A 22,947-nucleotide genomic window follows, 5' to 3' on the forward strand; every position below is an offset into this window, starting at 1 on the left:
CGTGCGCATGAAAAGCGGGTCGTTCGCTGTGCCGATCGACAATTTCCTCAGGGTGCCAAACTCCCGCCGTGAACTGTTGCCATCGAAGCCAATCGCTACTGCACGAAAGTCGTTCGCCTTTCGCACCGCCGTTGCCAGGGCCCAGCGGTTCCGTATTGGTGATGCCATGACGAGATAAAATCGCGCGAAACCGCACACCTTCTTCTCTCTAACCCAATGTACTGAGGGGAGATAGCGATTGTCAATCTTTTTGGCCGAGAATGGGGCTTCCAGCCGCGATGTCCCCCTGGGATTGGGTTGCGGCTGGTCCAAACACTAAACTTCTTTGGGTACTCAGACTTATTGCCCCGTATTCCACACCTAATACTCCGCACTGGCAAATGCGATCATCTTATCGCCGCTTGGGAGTGTTCGTGTTCAAGTTGGCCATTTTGGCCCTGGTTCTCTGGGGCGGCCACCGAACCATTGTCGCTGGCCTGGCCGATTTACATCAAAATGGCTGGCAAATAAGCCACCTACAACCCGCTTGGGCTGCACTAGCCGCGTTGCTGTATTTGCTTAGCCAATTTCCCTGCGGGTGGTTTTGGCACAGTGTTTTAGTCGCACTCGGTCAACCAATTGCGTTGCTTCAAGCACTGCGAGCTTACTACATCGGACACTTGGGGAAATACGTGCCCGGCAAAGCAATGGTTGTTGTGCTCCGGGCCGGTTTGCTCGGCCGAACGCACGTGAAAACGTCGCTGGCCGTGGTGGCTGTATTTTACGAAACATTTACCACGATGGCGGTAGGTGCAATGGTAGCGGCGATTATTCTGCTATCGGGGCACCGCGAGCAAAAGTGGTTGATCGCAGGTTCGCTGGGCTTGGCATTGGTCGTCGGCCTGCCAACACTGCCGCCAATATTCGCACGGGTGATGCGCTTGCTGCGATTATCGCCCAGCGGAACTGAATCGGCTCCGGCATTTGTTCATCTCAGTATTGGATCGCTTGTGGCCGGATGGCTGGCCATTGCGATTGGCTGGTTTTTTGCCGGCGCTAGCTTGTGGGCAGTATTGCGGGCCATCGGAGTTGAGAATGTCGAGTTTACCAGCGACGTGCCGCTCGACACCGCTACGGTGGCGCTGGCCATTGGGCTAGGATTTGTGTCAATGCTACCGGCCGGCTTCGGGGTTCGGGAGGTCGTTTTATTGCAGTTGCTCGCGCCACGATTGGAGCAGTTGATGCCCCAACAAGGGCAAGCATTAGCCCTGATAGCCGTGATCATGCTGCGGCTGGTATGGTTGGCTGCCGAAATCGCTCTGGCTGCAGTTTTATATCCGCTGGCAAGAGCTGCAAAACCGCTCGACCGCAAGTGAATTTCGGCGCGAATTGGTGTATTCTAAGAGTTTGCATCAAACATCCCTGCCCCCCAGATCCTCGTCTTCTTTGCATGCTCTCCGTTGTCATTCCCATACTTAACGAAGCGGAAAGCCTGGCGGCGCTGCATCGTGAATTGGAAGCCACAATCGCGGCTCAGCATTACGAAGCGGAAATTATTTTTATTGATGATGGATCAAGCGATGGCTCTTGGAATGTAATCCGCGAACTGGCGGCCGCCGACCCGCGCGTGCGGGGCATCCGGTTTCGCCGGCGCTTTGGCAAAGCCGCCGCGTTAAGCGCCGGCTTTCACGCGGCCCAAGGCGAAACCTTTGTCACACTGGACGCCGATTTGCAGGACGACCCGGCTGAAATTCCCAAGCTGCTGGCCAAAATGGACGAAGGCTGCGATGTGGTTAGCGGCTGGAAGCAGGTTCGGCATGATCCGGCCCATAAAGTGTTTGCATCTCGCGTTTTCAACTGGCTTGTGAGCCGACTCACAGGCGTTCAATTGCACGATCACAATTGCGGACTGAAAAGTTGCCGCCGCGAGGTTTTTGACGAAGTGCGGCTGTACGGCGAGTTACACCGCTTTCTGCCGGTTCTGGCTGCTGCCCGAGGTTTTCGCGTGGGAGAAGTGGTCGTGCAACATCGGCCGCGACGGTTTGGCCGTTCAAAGTATCGCGCCGGCAGATACATCAAGGGCTTTCTCGATTTGTTGACCGTGAAATTTCTCACCGGCTTTGGCCAGCGCCCGCAACATTTATTGGGAGTAGCCGGCTTGCTGTTCGTTTTGCTAGGGCTCGTGGGCTTGGCCTATTTGGCAGTTTATTGGATTCTGACTCAATTGCATCCTGATTGGCACTGGCCGCCACTGCACGAACGGCCCGCGCTGCTGTATTCCTTGGGAGCGCTATTGTTTGGCGGGCAAATGATGTCGATCGGTTTTTTGGCCGAATTGATTACCTCGTACTACGGGCGCGATACCGACACCTATTCCATCGCGGAACGCTTGAATAACACAGCGGAAAATCGGGAAACTCGCAAAAATCCGCCAGCGACTTCCGACACCGGTAACGGTGAACGTCATGCTCCCGATTTAACCTCATCTTCCGCACGGCAACGGACTGGAAGCGATCAATTGAACTGATGAGCAACGTTCCTTCGTCCAATCCCCCGGCGCGGCCAAATCCTCCCTTGCGGCCAACCGATTTGCCGGCAAGCCGACCTGCCGGCGGAAATTCACCCGCCGCAACTCCGCCATCTGCGAAGCCAACCGTGATGGGGAAGACCCCGTCCGCCTCGCCCCCCAGCGCTATAAAAATCGATAACAGCCCTGCCGCAAAGCTTCGCCGCAGCGTGTATGGCATTTTGATTGCGCTATCGGTCGGCACGATGACAGGTCGCATTTTGGCGGTCAATTCGATCGATGTTATCCGTTCCCAAGGCCGGCTGAAATCAGACACCATCGAGCAAGAAAAACAGAAGCTGCAGGCCGCCGGTCAACTGGCGGGAAAAACCGATCACGATTTGGAAGAACTGACTCGTGCCGATTGGCAAAAGGAGCGCCCTTTCCTCAGCGCGAACGATCGCAGCCGTTGGCTCACCATACGAGCGCTAGTGGAAAAGGGAACGTATGCCATCGAGCAATATGTCGCCGATCCAGTCACGTATCCGAATTGGGACTCCATCGACGTCGTCATGCACACCGATGCCGCTGGCGCGCCGCACATCTACAGTAGCAAGCCGCCATTGCTCACCACGCTGTATGCCGCGCCCTACTGGCTGTTTTGCAAAATTGCCAGTGCCGTGCACGGTCCGCCGGTGACGCTGGGCACCAATCCGTACGAAATTGATCGGGCGATGCTGCTGTTGGTAAATGTTCTGCCGCTGATCGTCTATTTTTGGGTCTTGGGAAAAATTCTGGAACGGTATGGACGGACCGATTGGGGTCGAATTTTCGTAATGGCCGCCGCCACATTGGGCACGTTTCTTACTACGTTTGCCGTAGTATTGAATAATCATTTGCCCGCCGCCGTGTGCGCGGTCATCACACTATACGCGAGTTTGCGAATTTGGTACGACGGCGAGCGCCGGGTGCGATATTTCTTGCTGGCCGGCTGCTTCGCTGCGTTAGCTGCTGGTTGTGAACTGCCGGCGCTTTCGCTTTTTGCTCTGGCGACCGTCGCGGCTTTGTGGAAGGCTCCGCGGCAAATGTTGATCGGTTTTGTGCCGGCGGCGCTCGTTGTGCTGGTCGCGTTTTTTGCCACGAATTGGCTCGCCCATCACAGCCTAAGTCCTGCCTATGCGCATCGGCAGCACGGGCAGGAAGTTCCGCGCCCCATTGCCACCGCCAGCGGAACGCCTGCCCCGAGTGACGATACGGCGCCAAACGCGGCAATAACACCCGGTGCCAATTCGGGCGGTTCGGCTACCACTAATGGCCGCTTTGAAGGCACGGTCACGCTCGATTCCGGCCAAACGGTTACACTCCGCGGGAACTCGAACAACTGGTACGACTACGAATTCACGCGCAGCGACGGTCGGCTCATCGAAAGTTATTGGCGTCATGCGCAAGGCATCGATGCCGGAGAAGCTTCCATCGGAAAATATGCGTTCAACGTCCTCATCGGCCATCACGGTATTTTTTCGCTAACTCCTATTTGGTTGCTGGCGATCCCCGGCTTGTTACTGTGGCTTGGAAGCAAAAACTACAATCTTCCTGCGGTGGCGATGTCGATCACTTTGATTTCGGTCGTCTGCATCACGTTTTACATCCTGCGCCCCTTGGACGAACGCAATTACGGCGGAGCCACCAGCGGTTTTCGCTGGGTGTTTTGGTTAGCACCGCTGTGGCTTTTAGCCCTACTTCCCACGGCCGATAAGCTCTGCAACTGGCGGCCAGCCCGCTGCCTGGGCTATTTGCTGTTGGCGCTGTCGGTTCTGTCGGCAGCCTATCCCATTTGGAACCCATGGACGCCTCCCTGGTTGATGAACTTAGGGACGTATATGGGTTGGTAAGGGTGCAGGGATTGCCCATCGAACCCAAAAAAACCTTCCTTTTTCATACGTCGAGCTTGCCTGTCGGCCTTCTTTTAGTGATATTAGGGGGTGGTTAGGGAGGCAAGGCATTTAGCCACGGAACGGAGATACTGCGCACCGCGTCGATCTTTTGATCAGTTGTTCCAGCACCAACGGGCCAACCATCCCGGTGCGGCTATGATCCAGATTCGACACAAATCGACAGGCGCCGTCCTGTTGGAATTGGAGTCCGACACGCTGGCCGGCGCAAAGCTGTCTGGCGCCCATCTGCAAGGCGCCAGCCTTCAGGGGCAAGATTTGCGCGCGGTGATCGCCAATAACTGCGATCTGCGCGATGCCGATCTGCGCGGCGCGAATCTCGTCAATGCAATTTTCAACGCCGCCTCTTTGGACGCCGCCAACGTCTCTCATGCCAATTTGACCGGCGCCGATCTCACCGATTGCACTTTAGTCGGCGCCGATTTTTCCGCCGCCATCATGACGAAAGCGAATTTACGCTATGCGCGCTTGGCGGGTGCGAATTTGTCCAATGCCGACTTAACGAAATCCGATCTCAGCATGACCGACCTGCGGGCCAACCTCACCGGCGCTACGCTGTTGGGGGCCGATTTGCGAGCCGCCGATTTGAGCGGCGCCAATTTAATGGGCGCGAATTTAGAAGGCGCCAATCTAACCAGCGCGAATTTGAATTGTGCCGTTATGACTCGGGCTCGAATGCGGGGAGCCATCGACAAATCGGGCCGCACGGCAGCGCTCGTATCGGCAACCGGCGGTAACGCAAAGACAACGGCCAAGGCCGCCCGTCCCTGGTGGCAATTCTGGGGTTGAGCGGAGTTCACGTTCGCGCCGGCTCGGTTGCTCTACCTTCCGGTCTACCGGCCGCATACAATCGCGGCATGAACTTCGAGCAACTTTGGGCACCTTGGCGGATTGGTTACATCACGGGTGGCGACAAGCCAAAATCGCCGCCGAACGCTGGCGAACTCGCCTGGATGCCGGAAGCGGATCGAACTTGCTTTTTGTGTCGCGCCGCCGCCGATTTGGCAACCGATCAGCAAAACCAACATCAGTCTGACCGGCAGAATCTGGTCGTGTATCGCACGAAACTGGCCGTCGCTGTGCTCAACCGCTACCCGTATAACAACGGTCACCTGTTGGTGGCCCCGGTTCGTCACGTAGCCCGATTGGATGCACTTTCTAACGAAGAGCATGTCGAGTTGATGCGGTGCATTTCCCGCCTCAACGTCACACTTGAACGGCTAATGAAACCGGAAGGGTTCAACATCGGCCTGAATTTGGGTCGCGTGGCCGGCGCCGGCGTGCCGGGACACGTGCATTGGCACATTGTCCCGCGCTGGAACGGCGATACCAATTTCATGCCTGTGCTGGCCGGCGTGAATGTCATTCCCCAATCGCTGGAAGCGCTGATGGAATTGTTGCATGCTGAGTTGGACCGCTCGACATGAACCACTCATCGCTTCCCAAATCGCGGCGACGATGAATTTTAAAATTCTAACACTCAATCCGACACCATGAATCGCGTGATCTCTCTTATTGTGCTGCTGTTCCTGGTGTTATTGTTTGGCGGCCTGTTTTATTTGGTCGTGTTTCGCTTTTTTGTGCCGCTGTTCCTCGCGGCGCTGTTTGCCATGCTGTTTCAGCCCTTGCACAATTGGGTACTGGCGAAGTGCCGCGGCTACAACCGGCTGGGCTCCACGCTGACGACGCTGGCCATTTTACTGATCGTTTTAATTCCCACGGTGATTGTCGTTTATCAGGGGGCGCACGATGCCGTGCGGTTGATGCGGAATACCGACCGGGTGCATTTCGAAACGCAATCGTTCGATCGCTTGGTGGAGCAGGTCAACTCGTGGTTTTCGTTGCAGCTTGATCCCAAGGAAATTCGCACCGAAATGGGAACCAAAATCAACGAATGGCTGGCCCCCATTGCCACGAAAACGCCAACGGTATTGTTGGATTTTCTAATTGGCTGTTTTGTGTTCATTCTAGCGTTGTATTATTTTTTGGCCGACGGCCAGCAAATGTTGAACACCGTGACGAAGCTGGTTCCCCTGGAACAGCGTCATCAGCAGCGGCTGATTGACGAGTTCGAGGAAATCAGCCGGGCTGTGGTCGGCGCACATTTGCTCGGCGGCTTGGCAATTGCCATTCTGGCCGGTTTGGGATTCGCCATCGTCGGGGCAAAATCGGTTTTCTTGCTGATGATGCTCACCTTTCTGGGCTCGATGGTGCCCATTGTCGGCTCGGCCAGCATTTGGGTGACGGTTTGCGCCTGGCTGGCGTTTGTCGACGATCGGATTCCGGCAGCCATTGTTCTGGGCGTGTATTGCCTGGTGGTGGTGACGGTGGTCGATTCAATTCTCAAGCCGATGTTGCTGCATGGCCAATCGAAGCTGAATCCGCTATTGGCAGTCCTGAGCGTGCTTGGAGGTGTGGAAGCGCTGGGCCCGATTGGCGTGTTCGTGGGACCCATGGCCGTGGCGTTTCTGCAAGTTGGCTTGAATATGCTACAAACTCAATTAGCCGATTTGAACGAGCCGAAGCACGAAGCAAGCGAATCGCACCGCCGGCAGAAGTGAACTCCGATTGCAGCCCGCACGCCCAGAATGTTAATTTGGCGGCAAAGCTTTATTCGCTGCGTTTAACTAAACTCATTCCCTTCACGCTTCTTATGTCTCACCGCATTTTGTTTTGCGCAGTCTTCGCGCTAATGATGATTGGCTTCCTGTGCATTCCCACGCCCGCCAGTGCGGTGCAATTTGGCTGGCAATCGTTGCCCGAGGGAGGCATTGAGTATTTGGTGCAGGTCGAACCCGATTTGCTCGACTCGTTCCGCCAGCAAGGCTTCACCAGCGACATCCCGCCAGGTCTGCAAGGACAACTGCGCCGCATTCATATTTCCATCGGCGATGCGAAATTGCCCAATCAAGGCGATGTGGTTGGCCCTAAAAATTCCGGCGCCGCCAGCGTGAATCCTTCACGAGAGAAAACTTTCCCTCCAACCACCCAACCGCCGATCGAAAGCGCGCCGCCTGCCAGCGATCGGTTAAATTTGCCCCCGCCGCCGGGAATGGATGAACCGAAAGCGAAGTCGAGTTCGCCCACTGCCGAATCGGCGCCGGCGGAACTGCCAAAATCACTCTCTTCGCCGTTTTTTCATTCAGGGCCAATCAAGAAGTTGGAGCCCGATTCACTTCCTGCCACAGCCGGCGGCGGTACCGTGACAACAGCAGCACAAACCGCTCCGGTTTCACCGCCGCGGTGGCCAGCCAATGAAAGCTCTGTCAGCGGTTCCCAAACTTTTGCATCCAACCAGATCGCCGTGGATGCTGACAAGCCTGCGGTCTCCGACGCGGGCTGGACTCCCGCCACGTCAAAACCTTGGCTTGCTTTGATGGCTACCCTGCTGGCGCTATTTGCCTCACTGGGTGCTAATGCGTATTTGGTGTGGATTCACCAAGACGTGCGCGCAAAATATCGAGCTTTGGTGCAGCGGATGGGAGCGAATGGAACCGCAACCAGCTAGTTGCGCTATCGCTTGCTGGCTTTGCCGGCCGGCGCGTCGACCGCAGTGGATTGTACAATTTCCGATAGCGGCGGATTTTCCTCGTCTTCGGAATACTTGACGCCCGCCAGCTTGCCGGCCACCTGATCGCTTACGGCGACAAGCTGCTCGCGGCGATCGGAATCTACCCGATCCAGTCGCGCCGCCATGTGCCGCATGCCGCGAGGATTCAATTCCGCAGTGCGCGACACGCTGCCGATGAATGACACGGTTTCCACAAAATTGTGATCGATTGTCCGCCCTACCAAGCCTTGGAACAACTTGGTCAGCAATTCCACGCCGAAATTGTCGACGTGTAAAAACGTATCTAATTGCGCTGTTTCCTCAAAGCGACCGCTGGCTTTGCGATTGGTCGTGTACTGCAGCACCGCGACGCATTGCCCGCGAATTGGGCGCGGAAAAAGGGGCCCATCGTATAGCCCTTCCGCAAAAATAATTTGGAGTTGCGGGGTGCGCAGCAGCACTTCCACACGTGCCGTTGTGCCATCGCCATCGGTGCACCGGAAGTGATTGGCGTCAACTCGGTCCAGCGAAACATTCGTTACCCCCATCACCCGCCACATGTTTACCATCACATCGGGATTATCCATGATGAAGCGAAACATATCTGGCTCGCAATCGATCGATTGGATAGGCAGCCGGCGGTATAGGCTGACATTGTCAAGTACAGCCGTAACTTTGCCACGAGCCTCGGCGGGAAGTTTATCCAATGGGATGACGCGCAAAGCTTCATCACGAGCGCTGCGCGACGTAGAAGGCTTGCCAATCGGTTCACCGGCGAATATGAAATCAGCCGGCGAGCCCACCAGGAGCACGGCCGTGCAAAAAACCGCCGCTAACGGCCGTTTCGGCAATAGTAGCAGACGCCGCAGTACTGCAGCGCTTTGAAGCCGGCGCGCAGCGCCAACCGAGCCAATCCCGGTAAACATGTCCCCCCCTTACCAAACACAGCCGGCAACCTTTGCCGGCTATAGGGATCATTCGGCTTACGGAGGGCGCTGCGGCTACTGAAATTTTTCCGGGCCGCGCGAGATTCTGCCAGCACTGCTGGCGGTCACACTTAGTTTAGGCAGAACTGGATGTGCCGGCATTGTCAGCGGCCGGTGGAACATGGCTCGCTGCCGCGTGCATCTTCTTGCGCCGCCGTATGTAAAGCCACGCTGCAATGCCCCCGCCGATGATGCAAGCAGTCACCACGGCAATGGTGAGCCATCCCTCGCCGCGATGAATAGCGTCGATGATTTTCGCGCCGTACCAATAGCTCAACGCGAAAAACAGCGTGACGACCAAAGTGGCACAAAACAAATCTGCCGCAACGAACCGGCGGAACGGCACTTTTAAGATGCCCGCCGTGATGTACATGGGCCCGCGCAAACCGACTAAAAATCTGGCCCCCAATAGCACTTTCACGCCATGCTGTTTGAGCAGTTCTTCCACTTTTTTTTCGCGGTCCGGAGTAATCAACCGATTCCAAAACCGGTTCTGCTGCAGCAATCGCCGGCCAAAGTGATAGCCGATGTAATACATCACGCAATCGCCCAGCAGCGCCCCAATCAGCAGCGAGCCCAACGTTAACCCCCAGTGCAGTTGCCCTTTAGCCGCCAGCGCCCCGCCGGCAATAATTGCCACTTCTTCCGGCATAGGAAAGCCGCAGCCGGTAAGAATCATGTACAAAATGATTCCGGCGTAGCCGTAAGCCATCAGGCCCGCGAACATTTCGACAGCAATGAACATGTACGAAAGATAGCTCACAGCGACTCACCGCGGACATCTGGAAAGGCGATTTTGTGCAACAACAGCCCGGCGAAGGAAATCAAAATCAAGCGTGCATTCGCCGGCACTTGGTTGCGAACATTCTAGCGAGATTGGTGCGCCGCGCCGCGGTTAAATTCCCGGTTTTTTAGGCAAATCTAATACGTTTTTGCCAGCAATTTCAAAAATCGGTAGCGCTGGACGATTTGCTTCTCTCATAAAAGTAATCGAGAGTGAGGCGTCGTTCATATCCATTCGCACTTGCTCGCTAGATAAACCCCATAAGGCGATCTCAACGCGGCCGCTTTCCTCAGCTGGCCACATCAACACCGCCGATAGATTCGGATTTGCCCGGCAATACTCGATCGCCTTTTTCGGACCCAAAACGTAAAGCGCGGTCGCCAGGGCATCTGCTTCAGCGGCAGTTCCGGCCGCCACCGTCGTGGAAAGCATTCCCTCGGCCGGCCAACCGCTGCGCGGATCCAAGATGTGCCCGTAGCGGTGCCCCTCGTGAATGAAAAATTGAGTGTTGCTCCCCGAGGTGCCCAAGGCTCGATCGCATAATTGCAATTCGCCAATCCGCCGCTGCGGCTCCAACGGATGCCGCAACCCAATCCACCAAGCGTGCGGCGATGGTTTAGATAGTTCTCGTCCGAAGCCTTTCCTGCCACGCGCTAAAACGCTGCTATTTCCGCCGTGAAGCAAATAGTCTCGAATTCCTCTCTCCCTTAGCAGTTCCGCCATGCGATCCAGCGCATAGCCCTTCCCAATGCTTCCCAAATTGAACTCCACGTCCGGGGCTAGGAAACGGACCGTGCGGCGATTTTCATCCAATTTCACATTGCGCATGCCGCCATGTTGCAAAACCGCGTCCAGCCCTTGCGTGTCGGGCATGTTTCCCTGGCGACGATAAAACCCCCACAACTTAGTAATTTTTCCTGTCGCGATGTCGTACGCTCCTTCCGTCGCGTCATAAATTTTTTTCGCCCGCACGAGCAGTTCGAACAGCCGCGGCTCCACTTCCACTTCCGCTGTCTGCGCCGTCTGGTTAATGCGGACTATTTCACTGGTATCGCGGAACACGGTGAGCTGCGATTCCAACTGCTCGACCAAATCGAGCGATTCCAGCGCCGCTTCCGTTCCCTGCGGATACTGCCCGGCGTTTAAGAACACTGCAAATTCACACGCCATCGCCCGACGGGTGAATGTCGTTAAATAACCTGTGTCCTCCGCCTCGGACAGCGACAGTGCTGCTTCTTCGCCAGACGTGGTTGCAGTATCTCCCAAAACTTTCGCACTGTCGGCCAAATCCGCCAGCGCATCAACCGCCGCCTTGCCACGCAAAAAATCTCGCCTGTTAGGTTTATGGAGTTCAGACATCGAAGATCACATCTTTACTTGGCATCGCAGATTTCTGCCGTCCATTATACGTTGCGAGCAATGGCCATTTATGGAATAATGAAAACTGTGGGGCGTCGTCTTCCAGAGCTATGGCAATGCAACAAGCACGCTTGAACTTGTTAAGTGCCTCAGCGATTGCAGTCGCAACGCTGATGGTCTTGGCGATTGGTCGCTTTCCGGTCGTTGCCGCCGACCCGCCCAAAAAAGACGCCCCTCCGCTCACGTATGTGGCTCCGCCTGCTCAATGGGATCGGCACGTTCTGGATGCTTTTCCACCCGACCCCGCCAGTCTGCTGAAAGGTCCGCGGCCACAGTGGATGACCGATGCCGCCTTGGGCAAGGGGAAGCCTGGACCTAAAAATAATGGAGTTGCGGGAGTGGGACAGGGTGGCAAGTCCACCAGCGGCGCCGCGGCCGGCGGCGCGCTTCCCTGGTCCAAAATCATCTCCGCCGATACGCTCCAAGACGAAATCAAATCGCTGCAGCCGCTGTTGGCTGAAGACGTAAAAACTCAGCAAGCTTTCCTCGGCGGCGAATATAAAAAATCGCGCCACACGCTCAGCCTGCTGGCCGTGGCCTTCGCCATTATTAACGAGTACGACGGCGATGTGAAATGGAAGAGCCAGGCCCCAATTGCCCGCGACATGTTCGCCCGTTCCGGCTTCAACTGCAAGGCCAGCACGGAGCAAACATTCCGAGATGTCAAGCAGCGCAGTGAAGATTTAGCCGCACTGCTAAGCGGCGAAACCATTGGGAGCGCCAAAGCGGAAACCACCAACGATTGGAGCAAAGTATCAAACTTGCTGCCGTTAATGAGTCGCCTGGAGCTGGCCCAGCGGGACCGTATCGCCCCGTGGACCGCCAACGCGGGCGATTTCAAAAAGAATTCCGCCGCCATCACGCATGAAACAGAAATGGTAGCGGCTCTGGCCGAAGCCATTTCGCGCCCCGGCATGGAAAATGCCGATGACGAAAAATTCCGCGGCTACGCCAAAGCGCTGCAGCAAGCAGCTCTCGAACTGCGCGATGCTGTAAATGCCAATAACTACGCCGTTGCGAACACGACCGCTGGGAATCTCAGCAAAGCCTGCGCTAACTGCCACAACGATTTCCGCTGATGTGCAAATCAACCGCAGAGACGCAGAGGCATACAGCAGACAGGGAAAATTTATAAGGAATCCAGGAAGACAGGAAGAGCGAGATTCCGTTCGCGTGGATTAACGCCTCAACAAAATATCCCTGGTTTCCTGGCTTCCTAATAACTTTCTTTATTGCTGGCTCTGTGCCTCCGTGGTGAAAACTTCGCATCACTTCCGCTTCGCCGCCCGTTTATTCCGTTCCACGTTGCGCGGTTGGTCTCCGCGGGGCTTGGGCATGGAGATAATTTGCCGCCGCGGCATGCCTGCCCGGCCAGCATGGCCGGTGCGGAACATGTCGAGCATTTTGAAGTCGATCAGTTCCGCCAATCCGGCGGAAGCCAACTCGCTCCCGGAAACGTAACGGTGCGAAATAATCCATTGCTGGATATCGCTTTTCGAGGGCCCAAACAATTCGGCCAAAAACCGATCCATGTCGGTTTCCAATTGGGCAAAATGGCGGGCCCATTCTGAAGCTTCGTGCAGCCCCACGTGCTCCTCGCTTTGCCACTTCATGGGGTGGAACAATAGCACGCTGTATGGCGTAACCATCCGCCGCCGGCAGGCCGCAAAAGGCCATAACGCAGCCGAGGAGCATTCCCCCGTCACAATGCCGGTTACCCGCAAACCTCGTAGCATAATGAGTGACGTCAGCGACATGGCGCAGTACGGGCTGCCACCTGGCGAATCAATGTACAGAGTGCATTCGCCGCCCGGTTCGACGGCGAGCAATTTATCGGTGAGCTCGGCCTCGCTTTCGGTCAAATCACCGCATAGCGCGAGTTCCAACGGCCCTTCAGATTGTGCTTCGTCCATGTTGCCTTTTCCTCAAACAGTGCATAATCGGCCCACTTCACAAACATTAACTGGTGATTGCCACTTCGGCAAGCAAATTCTGGCCCGGCAGCCTTTTCACCCGGACATTTAGGGAAAATTTTGAGCTAGCCTGCTAGTACCGCGGGGTTCGCTGCAAAAAAAATCGCGAAAATTGGGCCACTCGTTTGCTATGATGTCGCGCAACCACGGATAAGAATCATCACTTGAACCGTATAAATGCCGTGGACGGCGACGGTAAACAATCGTAGTGGTTCACCCCATTGTGATTTGCTCCATGATCTGTACCCGCGTCGTCCACGGCTATCTTTTGGCGCCTTCGTCCGTCTGGACATTTCGGCACCGACGTCGAAAATGGCAGTCTTAACCCTCGGCGGTATTTACGCCCGCAAACAGCCATAGATAAGCCCCCGATCCTGCACCCAAAGCAAGGATTGTGGTGTCATTTTTTTATCTCCCTGAACTTGAAATATAAATTTAGCTAAGCTCTGGTCTCACTGTAATTTTGCTTCCCACGCCCTGGAACCCTCAATTTTCCCATGCTCACGGTTAAACTTCCCGACGGATCGGTAAAAACATATTCTCAACACATGCGGGCCAAAGATGTTGCTGCCGATATCGGCCCCGGTCTGGCCAAGGCCGCCGTTGCCGCGGTGGTCGATGGCAAAACCGTCGGCCTAGATACGCCCCTGCCGGCCGAAGGCGAAATCGCCCTCAAAATTCTCACCCGCAAAGATGCTGCCGCACTAGGCGTCATGCGGCATTCGTGCGCCCATGTGATGGCCCGGGCCGTCATGCGGCTGTTTGACGGCGTGCAGTTAGCATTCGGCCCGACCGTGGGCAGCGGCTTTTATTACGACATGATGTTGCCCCGTTCGCTCACCGAAGAAGATTTTCCCGCCATCGAGTCCGAAATGGCCAAAATCGTCAAAGCCGACGAAGCTTTCGAGCGCATTGAAGAGCCGCGCGAAAAAGCCCTGCAACTGTGTCAGGAGCTGCATCAAAACTTCAAAGTGGAGCACATCAACACCGGGCTGAAAGATCACGCTTCCATGTCGTTTTATCGCCAGGGAGAATTCATCGACCTCTGCCGCGGCCCGCATGTTCCCAGTGCCGGTTACATCGGTGCATTCAAGCTCACCAGCGTGGCTGGCGCCTACTGGAAAGGGGACCAATCTCGCGAGCAGTTGCAGCGTCTGTACGGCACCGCCTGGTTCTCCAAGGAAGATTTAGACAACTACCTCGCCGCGCTGGAAGAAGCCAAGCGCCGCGATCATCGTGTGCTGGGCAAGCATCTGGAACTGTTCGCCGTGAACCCGCTGGTCGGTTCCGGCCTGATTTTGTGGTTGCCCAAAGGCGCACTGGTGCGCGGCCTGCTGGAGCAGTTCGTCAAAGAGGAACTCATCAAGCGCGGCTACGAGCCGGTTTACACGCCCAACATCGGCAAGGTCGATCTCTACAAAATCTCCGGCCACTATCCGTATTACGCCGACAGCCAGTTCAAACCCATCGTGATGTCCGACGACGAGCAGTATTTGCTCAAGCCCATGAACTGCCCGCATCACATCATGATTTACAAAAACAAACCCCGCAGTTACCGCGAGCTGCCGGTGCGTTTGGCCGAATTCGGCACCGTTTACCGCTACGAACAATCCGGCGAGTTGGGCGGCATGACCCGAGTGCGCGGCTTTACCCAGGACGATGCCCACATTTTCTGCACGGAAGATCAGGTTGCCGACGAAGTCCGCGGCTGCCTCGATTTCACGCAAACCGTGCTCAAGGCGCTGGGTCTGGCCGATTACCGGGTGCGCCTCGGCTTCCGCGACCCGACCAGTAATAAATACGTCGGCACCGATGCCGCCTGGAACAAGGCTGAGGAGGCGATTCTCAACGTGGCCCAAGGCGCGAACTTGCCGCACCTGACGGTGGAGCGCGGCGAGGCGGCTTTTTACGGTCCGAAAATCGATTTCGTCGTCCGCGATTGCCTGGGCCGCGATTGGCAACTGGGCACCGTGCAAGTCGATTACAACTTGCCCAGCAAGGAACGGTTCGATTTGGAATATATCGCCGCCGACAACCAGCCGCACAAGCCGGTGATGATCCACCGTGCCCCGCTCGGCTCATTGGAGCGTTTCGTGGGCGTGCTGATCGAGCATTTCGCCGGTGCTTTCCCGCTGTGGCTGGCGCCGGAGCAAGTTCGCGTGTTAACGGTCAGCGAAAAGAGTGAAGAATACGGCCGCCGCGTGGAAAGCGAACTTAAAGCTGCCGGCCTCCGCGTCATGGGCGATTATCGGGCGGAAAAACTCGGCGCCAAAGTCCGCGACGCCCAATTGCAGCTCATTCCCTACATGTTCGTGGTCGGCCCCAAAGACGCCGAAGCCGGCACCGTGAGTGTCCGCGACCGCATCGAGGGGGACAAAGGCGCTATTCCGCTGGCCACCGCCATTTCCCAACTGCAAACCGAAATTGCCACCAAGCAAGTGCGCGGCCTCAAACCCCCGCCGCGCCTCGGCGAAGGCGAATCCGCCGGCGATGAGTATTGATCCCCTATTTAGCCCCCGACGACTCGCCGGGGTCATGCACTGGCAACACATTCCGCCATTCATTGCGGCTCCCCGAACCCCCCCGGTCATTGACCGGGGGCTAAATATTGCGATCGGTCAAATGTCATGGGCAACACGTTGGCTACGATGCTCACCATGACCACTTACGGCACATGGCTGCGCGGCGACAAACGTGGTTGGGTCGAAGACGGCGTCATTTATCCGCCTGATCCGGAATTGCAATCGGCTGACCAATCTCGAATGCAACATGCTCCCTTCCGATTCGAGCAATCCGACTTATCCCGAATTGGTCAGTCAATCAGCGATTCGCTCCTCCAACGCCTGCAACAGTGCATCTATGCTCTGACGGTACAAACATGGCACGTTCATGTTGTGATCAGCACAACAACAAACCCCATCAGCGCAGTCGTTAAGTGTGCCAAAGATGTTGCCCGCTACACGCTTCGTCCCGGTCGCACCATTTGGACCGATGGCTACGACAAACGCTTTTGCTTCGAAGAACAAACCGTCCGCAACCGCATTGCCTATGTCGAACGTCACAATCTTGAGCGCGGTTGGCCGGCCAAACCTTGGCCTTTTATCGTTCCCTTTGGTTAATCTACCTATTTAGCCCCCGGCGAGTCGCCGGGGGCATGCACTGGTGTAAAAAGAAGTGTCTGCACCCTCAAACCACCCACACTTCGACGAACGCTTAGTCTCTAGCTCTTATCGTGATCGTTACCACTGGCCCAATTCGGGCGCTTGCTTTGTATACGCATATACACTACTCTGCAAGCGCTCAGGAAGATCGCCTGAGTCTGCTCTTTGGCAATCTAACCAGTGCATCAAACAGCGGCCGACAGCGGCACGCCGGCTCGTTCCACATCTACGGAAGGCTTTATAGCCGCACGCGCGGCAAAGACTTAACGGTCTGCGCCAAGCAAAAAATCTTGGCGCGAGGGGAAAGATTGCGGAAAGTTAAATCCGCCAATGCTCTGTTTTTCTCGACCGAAGCAGCGCCATATTTTCCCATTGAATTCTCGCGCGATATTTCCGCCATGACGAAGCGTGCAGTTTTCCCGCAGAAAACAATCTGTGATGTCAAGAAAAAATTGCGCCTGGGAAATCGTGGATGCGCTACGCATCGGCCAAATCCAAATCCGGAATTTGGTTGAAGGCAATCGCTGTTCCCCCTTCCTCCTGGCTGCCGTGCATGCCGCCGAAGTACACCGCATGGGCGCCGAATTTTTGATTCACCCGGTCCATCGCCGCAGCCAGTGCCGAAAGTTGCCGGTCCTGGTCGAACAGCATGCCCGTCACGCTGCCTGCGGGAATTAATTCGGCCAGCACTACGCTTACCCGCAAAGGCGGAGCCGGAAATTCATTTGGCCACAAGGCGGCGGCAAATTCCAACAGCGTGAGCGTGTCGTGGCAGGGAGACATTCGTAAACTGCTATGGCACGCTCTGCCCCCCAGGCATTCGACCAGCACGCTGATCGATCGGGCGAAATAACCGATGTGCCTAAGCCGGGCCGCCGCTTTATGCAGCAGGCGCATGAGCACGCCCCGAGCCAATTCCGGGGTGCGCAGCTCCGGTCCTAGCACGTGCGAATTACCCACCGAGCTGCGATGCGTGGGCACAATCGGCAAATCATAACCCCGCAGTTGCCGCCACCAGGCATGGCCGATGATCCGGCTGCCCCACAACTGCGACAATTCCACCGTCGACAGCCCACACAACTGCTGTACTTCCCGAATGCCCGCCCGATACAGCCGCTGCCCCATCCGCCGGCCGATGCCGGGCAAGTCAATCAGTTCCAGCGGATACAATCGCTGCGGCAGTTCGTGAGCCTGAATCAACGTCAGCCCGTCGGGCTTTTGCATGTCGGCGGCCACTTTGGCCAAAAACTGATTCGGTGCAATGCCAATCGACGAGCGCAGAAATTCGCCCACCTGGGTGCGAATCGCCAGTTTCACTTGCTGAGCCAATCGTAATGCAGATGCCGCATCGCGCCGGTCGGCAGATAAGCGACAAGCGAATTCGTCAATCGACATCACGCTTTCCACCGGCAAGCACGTTTCGATGGCTGCTTTAAGATCAGCGTGAATTTGGATGTACTTGGTCGGCCGGGCCGGCACAATTTTAATGCCCGGACACATCCGCCGCGCCAGGTAAACCGGCGTGCCACATTTCACCTCGAACCGCTTGGCCTCGTAACTGGCGGCAATGCAACAGGTGGTTTCCGCATTGACGGGCGAAACCGCCACCGGCCGGTTCCGCAGCGGCGGCTGCAAATGCTGCTCCGCCGAAGCGAAGAACGAATTCATGTCGACAAAGAGATATCGCAGATTCATATACAAATGTACATATCACATATCGACGCGGCGAGCAAGCAACTTTTACCGAAAATTTAAGATCGATCCGCCGCAGCCCATGAAAAATGAAAATGGCGATGCCGCGCCGGCCCATTGCTTGCCAACCGACGAGCGACCAACTACAACAATTCACAGGCTTGTCAAAACAACACGTTTACCGAAAGGCTGCCCGGCCATGCACATGCGTCTAAAACAACCATTGTTGATTTGCTTATCCACATTTTTTCTTTGTGGTTGGATTTTCGCCGCTGCTTCCGCCTGCGCCGCGCCGCCGAAGTTCGATGCCGAAAAACTTGCGGCCATTGGCCCGGGCATGCAGAAGTTCGTCGACGGGCACGAAATTGCCGGAGCGGTGATGGTCATCGGCACCTCAGATGGAATTGTTTACCAGGAAGCGATCGGCAAGCGGACTTTAGAAGCCGATCAGCCAATGCCTAAGGACGCCATTTTCCGCATTATGTCGATGACTAAGCCCATCACGGCCATGAGTCTGATGCTGTTGCGTGATGAAGGCAAGCTTTCGATTGACGATCCGGTGGAGAAATACATTCCGGAGTTTAAAGGGCAAATGGTCGTGGCTTCGACGGATAAAGATGCCGGCACGGTAACGCTGAAAAAGCCCGACCGACCGATCACGCTGAAAGACTTGCTCACGCATACCTCCGGTCAGCCCGAGTATCCGGACGGATTGAAAGCATTGATGCGAACCCGCGATCACACGCTGGCCGAGGTGGTGCTGGTTTCTTCGCAACGGCCGCTGGAGTTTGAGCCGGGGAGCAAATGGAAATATTCCTCCGCCGGGATCGACGTGCTGGGGCGCGTGATCGAAATTGCCTCGGGCCAGCGCTACGAGGATTATTTGGCGGAGCGATTTTTTCAGCCGCTGGAAATGCACGACACCGCATTTTTTCTTTCGCCCGAGCAAGCCCAACGATTGGCGGAACTATATGGCACGAAAAACGGTCAGTTGGTGTTGGCCAGTTCACTCCCCGATTTTCGAGCCGCCGTGCCGACGGCAAAGCCGCTTTATCCTTGTCCGGCCGGCGGATTGTATTCCACAGGCGCCGATTTGGCCCGGTTGTATCAGGCCCTGCTGAATGGCGGGCAACTCCACGGCAAGCGAATTATTGCCGAAAAAACGTTGCACGAGATGACGGAAAATCAAACCGGCGATTTGAAAGCCGGATTCACGCCCGGCATGGCCTGGGGATTGGGAATTGGCGTGGTGAACACGCCGGAAGGAATCACGGAAATGCTTTCGCCAGGGACGTTCGGCCACGGCGGAGCGTTCGGCACGCAAGGCTGGATCGATCCAATGAAAGACGTGTTCGTGATCCTGCTGATCCAGCGCAGCAACCTGAAAAATTCCGACGGTAGCGATATGCGGCGCGAATTCCAGCGGCTGGCCATGCAAGCCATTCAGCCGTAACCACACAACAAAAAAACCAACGACAGGTAGCCGGCATGGAAAATGCAGCTCGACGCCGATTGGAAAAGGCTACTTTGCGCCCAGTGCGGCTTTGACCAGCATGACGACGGCATCAAAAGCGGCCACATCGGTCACGGCCATTTCAGAAAGCGATTTGCGATCGAGCTCAATTTTCGCCTTGCCTAAGCCATTCACGAATTCGCCGTAGCGCAGGCCGCGCTCCCGAACGGCGGCATTGATGCGAATGATCCACAGGGCCCGCAAATCACGGCGACGGCGACGGCGATCGCGGAATGCATATACGCCGCTGCGAACCAGCGTTTCGGTCGCAGTGCGGTACAGCCGGCCACGCCCGCCGACAAAGCCCTTTACCTTGCGGAACAGCCGCTTTTTGGCACGATTACGAGGTACTGCAGAGGTAGTTCGCATGATTATTTGGTATTCGTTTGGAATGCGGAATGGCGTTTGGTTTCGTCATTCGAATTTCGTCATTTTGCCTAGTAGCTGTTGCCGGCCAACGCTTCCAAAATTCGGTGCGTGTCGGGCTTTTCCATTACGCCGGTTCGCCGCAAATGTCGGATTCGTTTCTGCGTCATGCGGCTATTTAAGTGGCTGGTGCCCGCGCGGCGATGCTTCACTTTGCCTTTGGCGGTAGCGCGGAAGCGTTTTTTTACGCCCTTGTGGGTTTTCATCTTCGGCATGGCGGCGATCCTTAATGCGGATTTTCAGAATCAAGTATCTTAGCTGTTTTTCCGCCCTCGGAAAAGGGGATCCATCACAAGGGGTCGTGATGCACTTTGCTTCCTCAGGGTGGCTGGGGTCGACCGAAGGGAGCCCCCAGCGGGCAGCATTCCGCGGGCTCGGCGGCACTCGACCCCCGACCACCCAATGCAGTTCACTTCAAAATGCATCACTACCCATCACAGGTGGTGGGACAATTTGCGTTTTACGTGGCAGAAATACCCGACAGAAACAGTCGGGCTATTGTGCAAATTATCCCTGTGCCTGTTCACGTGGAATCTTCGCACGCGGCTTCCTTAACACCTGCCCGCCACAGTGCGTTACTTCGGCACAATGGTGCACACAATGCGTTTGCCTTGGTGCGAAGGGGGCGATTCGGGCTTGCCGGTCGAATCGAGCAACTCCAGCACGCGCTTCAGCACCCGGTGCCCTTCCTCAATGTGTGCCAATTCCCGGCCGCGGAACACAACGGAGATAATGACCTTATCTTTGTGGGCCAAAAAACCTCGGGCTTGGTTGACCTTGGTTTCAATGTCGTGATCGCCGGTTTTGGGACGCACGCGAATTTCTTTGATCTTCGTGTGATGTGAATGCTGCTTGTGTTGTTTCTTCTTCTGTTGGTATTTGAACTTACCGAAATCCATGATTCGGCAAACGGGTGGCTTTTCCGTGGGAGCAACTTCCACCAGATCCAATTCTTGCTCCCGCGCCAAGCTCAATGCCTGATCGGTCGAAAGAACTCCAAGTTGTGCCCCGTCGGCGGCAATGACCCTCACTTGTGGAACGCGAATTTGTTCGTTAATGCGATTGTGCTTATCGATGGCTAGCATCCTCCTCGACAAAGGCTTGCAAAACGTTAACTGCACCCGGCTGCCATTGCCACGGCCGCCGGCTTGCAGGAACTACTGAGTATGGCCGTCTAAGGGCCATTAAGTCAACCGGTGAAATTATACAACACATATGGGCTGACCACGGTTGGGATTAAACGGCATTCTGGACGGAAGGTGAGGCGGCTCCCACGTCAACTGCACAATCCGTGGCATTATTACCCTGCTGCGCGTGGGGCTTCCGATTGCGAGGCGTCGGCAACAACGGTCTCCGACGGCGAAGGGGCGTGCGATGAACCGGCCACGCCGCTGTCTAATTTACCGTAACCTCGTAACTGCGGAAAAAGCCAAGCAATAATCGCCACGACGGCCAGCGTGCCCGCCCCGCCGGTCACCGCAGAGATTGTGGCCGAACTGGCCGTGGAGAAATTTGCCGAGCGAAAGGCTTGTGCCACGGTGCCCGATTCAATATCGCCCACTTCGTTCGAGACCGAAATGAACATGCCGTTGATGGCCGATACACGACCCCGCATTTCGTCCGGGGTCAACAATTGAATCAATGATTGTCGCACCACCACGCTAATGTTGTCCATGGCCCCGGTCATAAATAGCATGGCCAGCGAAAGCGGAAACCAGCGCGAAAATCCAAACACAACGGTCGCCACGCCAAAACCGGTGACGGCGCACAATAGCGTCTTTCCCGCGTGCTGCATTGGGGGCAAATGGGAGAGCACAAACGACATGGCCACCGCGCCGGCTGCCGGAGCGGCCATCATCATGCCATAACCTATGTTGCCAACTTTTAGAATGTCGTCAGCGTAAATTGGCACCAAGGCCACGGCCGCGCCGAACAAGACGCCGAACATATCCAGGCTGCTGGCGGCCAAAATAACTTTATTGCGCCATACAAATCGTATTCCAACCGCCAAATTTTCGGCCGTGAAGGGCTGCTTTTCAACATTCCGCCGGCGATAGTGAATGGTCGATAGAATTCCGAAAAAACAGAGCGCGAAACTGGCGTCGAACACGAACACCATTGCCGCCCCTTTGAAAATGGAAATCACGATGCCCGCCATCGCCGGTCCCAATACCGAAGCCAATTGAAACGCGGCGGAATTCCACGTCACTGCATTAGGAAAATCGCGCCGCTTTACCAATTGCGGCAACATGGACGCTTTCGCCGGCTGCTGAAACGCCCGTGCCAGCCCGGCGAAGAATAAACAGCCGTACATCCAAGCCACCGGCGCATGGGCAGCCGATAAATTTGCCAATCCGGCCGACCCCGCCGAAATGATCAGCACGGCCGTCATAATCACGTTTCGCCGGTTGAACCGGTCGGCCACATGCCCGGCAACCACGGCCAACCCTAACACGGGCAAGACCTGCACCAAGCCCACTAACGCCAATGCAATGGGGGCTTTCGTACGGCGATACAGCTCCAGGCCAATGGCAGCCGACTGCATTTGCAATCCAAGAATCGCCAAGAAATTGCCAATCATGTAGCGGCGAAATGCCGGCACTCGCAATGCAGCGTAAGGATCGTGGCGCGCGATGGCGTGCGAATCGGAGGTCGCTGAAGCCAGAGCTTTCAATTCGCCGGAGTCGGAATCAGGATGAATCATCAAAGGCAAGTGTGACCGAGGGAGTATCTTGCTGCAACGTCAATTCGATGGTGCTTTCGGCCGCTGCATTTATGGTGCCGGCATGTGGGCAAGTTCCATTTACTCCGCATACAATCCGTCAATTTCCTGTGCGAAATGTTGCTGTACAATTCCGCGACGCAATTTCAATGTAGGGGTAAGCTCTTCTTCCTCGATCGTAAAACCGCGCGGCAGCAGGGCAAACTTCTGAATTTGCTCGCACTTGGCCACATTCTCCAGGCGTTTGTCGATTTGTTGACGATACAACTCCATCACCGCCGGAT

22 protein-coding genes are annotated in these 22,947 nt (G+C 56.1%); 11 read left to right on the plus strand and 11 right to left on the minus strand.

Going from position 1 to position 22,947, the window contains the following annotated elements:
- Positions 1-380: 380 nt before the first annotated feature.
- The 7 genes from VFE46_20090 to VFE46_20120 all read left to right on the plus strand — a co-directional run bounded on the left by VFE46_20090 (position 381) and on the right by VFE46_20120 (position 7,945).
- Entirely contained in the window at positions 381-1,355 is a 975-nt protein-coding gene (locus VFE46_20090; GenBank protein ID HZZ30310.1) for a lysylphosphatidylglycerol synthase domain-containing protein, read from the plus strand.
- 74 nt (positions 1,356-1,429) lie between these two features.
- Complete coding sequence (locus VFE46_20095; GenBank protein HZZ30311.1) at positions 1,430-2,506, plus strand: glycosyltransferase family 2 protein; 1,077 nt, start codon at positions 1,430-1,432, stop codon at positions 2,504-2,506.
- Positions 2,506-4,377, plus strand: coding sequence for a hypothetical protein (locus VFE46_20100; protein HZZ30312.1), 1,872 nt, complete (start codon positions 2,506-2,508; stop codon positions 4,375-4,377). Before VFE46_20095 ends, VFE46_20100 begins: the two co-directional genes overlap by 1 nt.
- A gap of 198 nt (positions 4,378-4,575) precedes the next feature.
- On the plus strand, positions 4,576-5,226 hold the full coding sequence (locus tag VFE46_20105) for a pentapeptide repeat-containing protein (GenBank protein ID HZZ30313.1): 651 nt from the start codon (positions 4,576-4,578) through the stop codon (positions 5,224-5,226).
- A 68-nt stretch (positions 5,227-5,294) separates the two neighbouring features.
- Positions 5,295-5,864, plus strand: coding sequence for an HIT domain-containing protein (locus VFE46_20110; protein ID HZZ30314.1), 570 nt, complete (start codon positions 5,295-5,297; stop codon positions 5,862-5,864).
- Between the two features lie 66 nt (positions 5,865-5,930).
- The gene (locus VFE46_20115; protein HZZ30315.1) at positions 5,931-6,998 is read left to right on the plus strand and encodes an AI-2E family transporter; all 1,068 of its coding nucleotides are present in this window, start codon (positions 5,931-5,933) and stop codon (positions 6,996-6,998) included.
- Positions 6,999-7,090: 92 nt separating this feature from the next.
- On the plus strand, positions 7,091-7,945 hold the full coding sequence (locus VFE46_20120) for a hypothetical protein (GenBank protein ID HZZ30316.1): 855 nt from the start codon (positions 7,091-7,093) through the stop codon (positions 7,943-7,945).
- A 5-nt stretch (positions 7,946-7,950) separates the two neighbouring features.
- Here the strand turns inward: VFE46_20120 and VFE46_20125 are convergent, their stop codons facing one another.
- The 3 genes from VFE46_20125 to VFE46_20135 form a co-directional block, all read right to left on the minus strand.
- The gene (locus VFE46_20125) at positions 7,951-8,913 is read right to left on the minus strand and encodes a hypothetical protein (protein ID HZZ30317.1); all 963 of its coding nucleotides are present in this window, start codon (positions 8,911-8,913) and stop codon (positions 7,951-7,953) included.
- A 136-nt stretch (positions 8,914-9,049) separates the two neighbouring features.
- Entirely contained in the window at positions 9,050-9,718 is a 669-nt protein-coding gene (locus VFE46_20130) for a DedA family protein (GenBank protein HZZ30318.1), read from the minus strand.
- Between the two features lie 150 nt (positions 9,719-9,868).
- A complete protein-coding gene (locus VFE46_20135; GenBank protein HZZ30319.1) occupies positions 9,869-11,116 on the minus strand; it encodes an FAD:protein FMN transferase in 1,248 nt (415 codons plus the stop codon).
- A gap of 116 nt (positions 11,117-11,232) precedes the next feature.
- On the opposite strand from VFE46_20135, the gene VFE46_20140 reads away from it, so the two are divergent.
- Positions 11,233-12,255, plus strand: a complete 1,023-nt coding sequence (locus tag VFE46_20140; protein HZZ30320.1) for a cytochrome c — start codon at positions 11,233-11,235, stop codon at positions 12,253-12,255.
- 189 nt (positions 12,256-12,444) lie between these two features.
- On the opposite strand, the gene VFE46_20145 is transcribed toward VFE46_20140, so the two are convergent.
- Positions 12,445-13,089 (minus strand): ATP-dependent Clp protease proteolytic subunit, encoded by a 645-nt coding sequence (locus VFE46_20145; protein HZZ30321.1) that lies wholly within the window; start codon positions 13,087-13,089, stop codon positions 12,445-12,447.
- A gap of 557 nt (positions 13,090-13,646) precedes the next feature.
- Between VFE46_20145 and thrS the strand changes: the two genes are divergently transcribed.
- Positions 13,647-15,650, plus strand: a complete 2,004-nt coding sequence (thrS, locus tag VFE46_20150; protein HZZ30322.1) for a threonine--tRNA ligase — start codon at positions 13,647-13,649, stop codon at positions 15,648-15,650.
- 126 nt (positions 15,651-15,776) lie between these two features.
- Positions 15,777-16,268: a hypothetical protein gene (locus VFE46_20155; protein HZZ30323.1), complete on the plus strand. Its 492-nt coding sequence runs from the start codon at positions 15,777-15,779 to the stop codon at positions 16,266-16,268.
- A 280-nt stretch (positions 16,269-16,548) separates the two neighbouring features.
- Here the strand turns inward: VFE46_20155 and VFE46_20160 are convergent, their stop codons facing one another.
- Both VFE46_20160 and VFE46_20165 read right to left on the minus strand, forming a co-directional pair.
- Positions 16,549-16,755 (minus strand): hypothetical protein, encoded by a 207-nt coding sequence (locus VFE46_20160; protein ID HZZ30324.1) that lies wholly within the window; start codon positions 16,753-16,755, stop codon positions 16,549-16,551.
- Between the two features lie 32 nt (positions 16,756-16,787).
- The gene (locus tag VFE46_20165) at positions 16,788-17,978 is read right to left on the minus strand and encodes a hypothetical protein (GenBank protein ID HZZ30325.1); all 1,191 of its coding nucleotides are present in this window, start codon (positions 17,976-17,978) and stop codon (positions 16,788-16,790) included.
- Between the two features lie 223 nt (positions 17,979-18,201).
- Here VFE46_20165 and VFE46_20170 point away from each other — a divergent pair, with 223 nt between their 5' ends.
- On the plus strand, positions 18,202-19,455 hold the full coding sequence (locus VFE46_20170) for a serine hydrolase domain-containing protein (protein HZZ30326.1): 1,254 nt from the start codon (positions 18,202-18,204) through the stop codon (positions 19,453-19,455).
- A 69-nt stretch (positions 19,456-19,524) separates the two neighbouring features.
- Here the strand turns inward: VFE46_20170 and rplT are convergent, their stop codons facing one another.
- From rplT to VFE46_20195, 5 genes are all read right to left on the minus strand, one after another.
- On the minus strand, positions 19,525-19,884 hold the full coding sequence (gene rplT / locus VFE46_20175; GenBank protein HZZ30327.1) for a 50S ribosomal protein L20: 360 nt from the start codon (positions 19,882-19,884) through the stop codon (positions 19,525-19,527).
- A gap of 68 nt (positions 19,885-19,952) precedes the next feature.
- Entirely contained in the window at positions 19,953-20,156 is a 204-nt protein-coding gene (rpmI, locus tag VFE46_20180; GenBank protein HZZ30328.1) for a 50S ribosomal protein L35, read from the minus strand.
- Between the two features lie 360 nt (positions 20,157-20,516).
- Entirely contained in the window at positions 20,517-21,026 is a 510-nt protein-coding gene (gene infC / locus VFE46_20185) for a translation initiation factor IF-3 (GenBank protein ID HZZ30329.1), read from the minus strand.
- Positions 21,027-21,241: 215 nt separating this feature from the next.
- Positions 21,242-22,645 carry an MFS transporter gene (locus VFE46_20190; protein ID HZZ30330.1) on the minus strand — a complete coding sequence of 468 codons (1,404 nt, stop codon included), beginning with the start codon at positions 22,643-22,645 and terminating at the stop codon, positions 21,242-21,244.
- Between the two features lie 99 nt (positions 22,646-22,744).
- Positions 22,745-22,947 (minus strand): hypothetical protein (locus tag VFE46_20195; GenBank protein HZZ30331.1); only part of this gene is annotated, 203 nt, incomplete at its 5' end.

Source organism: Pirellulales bacterium (assembly GCA_035656635.1).
GTDB lineage: Bacteria > Planctomycetota > Planctomycetia > Pirellulales > JADZDJ01 > DATJYL01.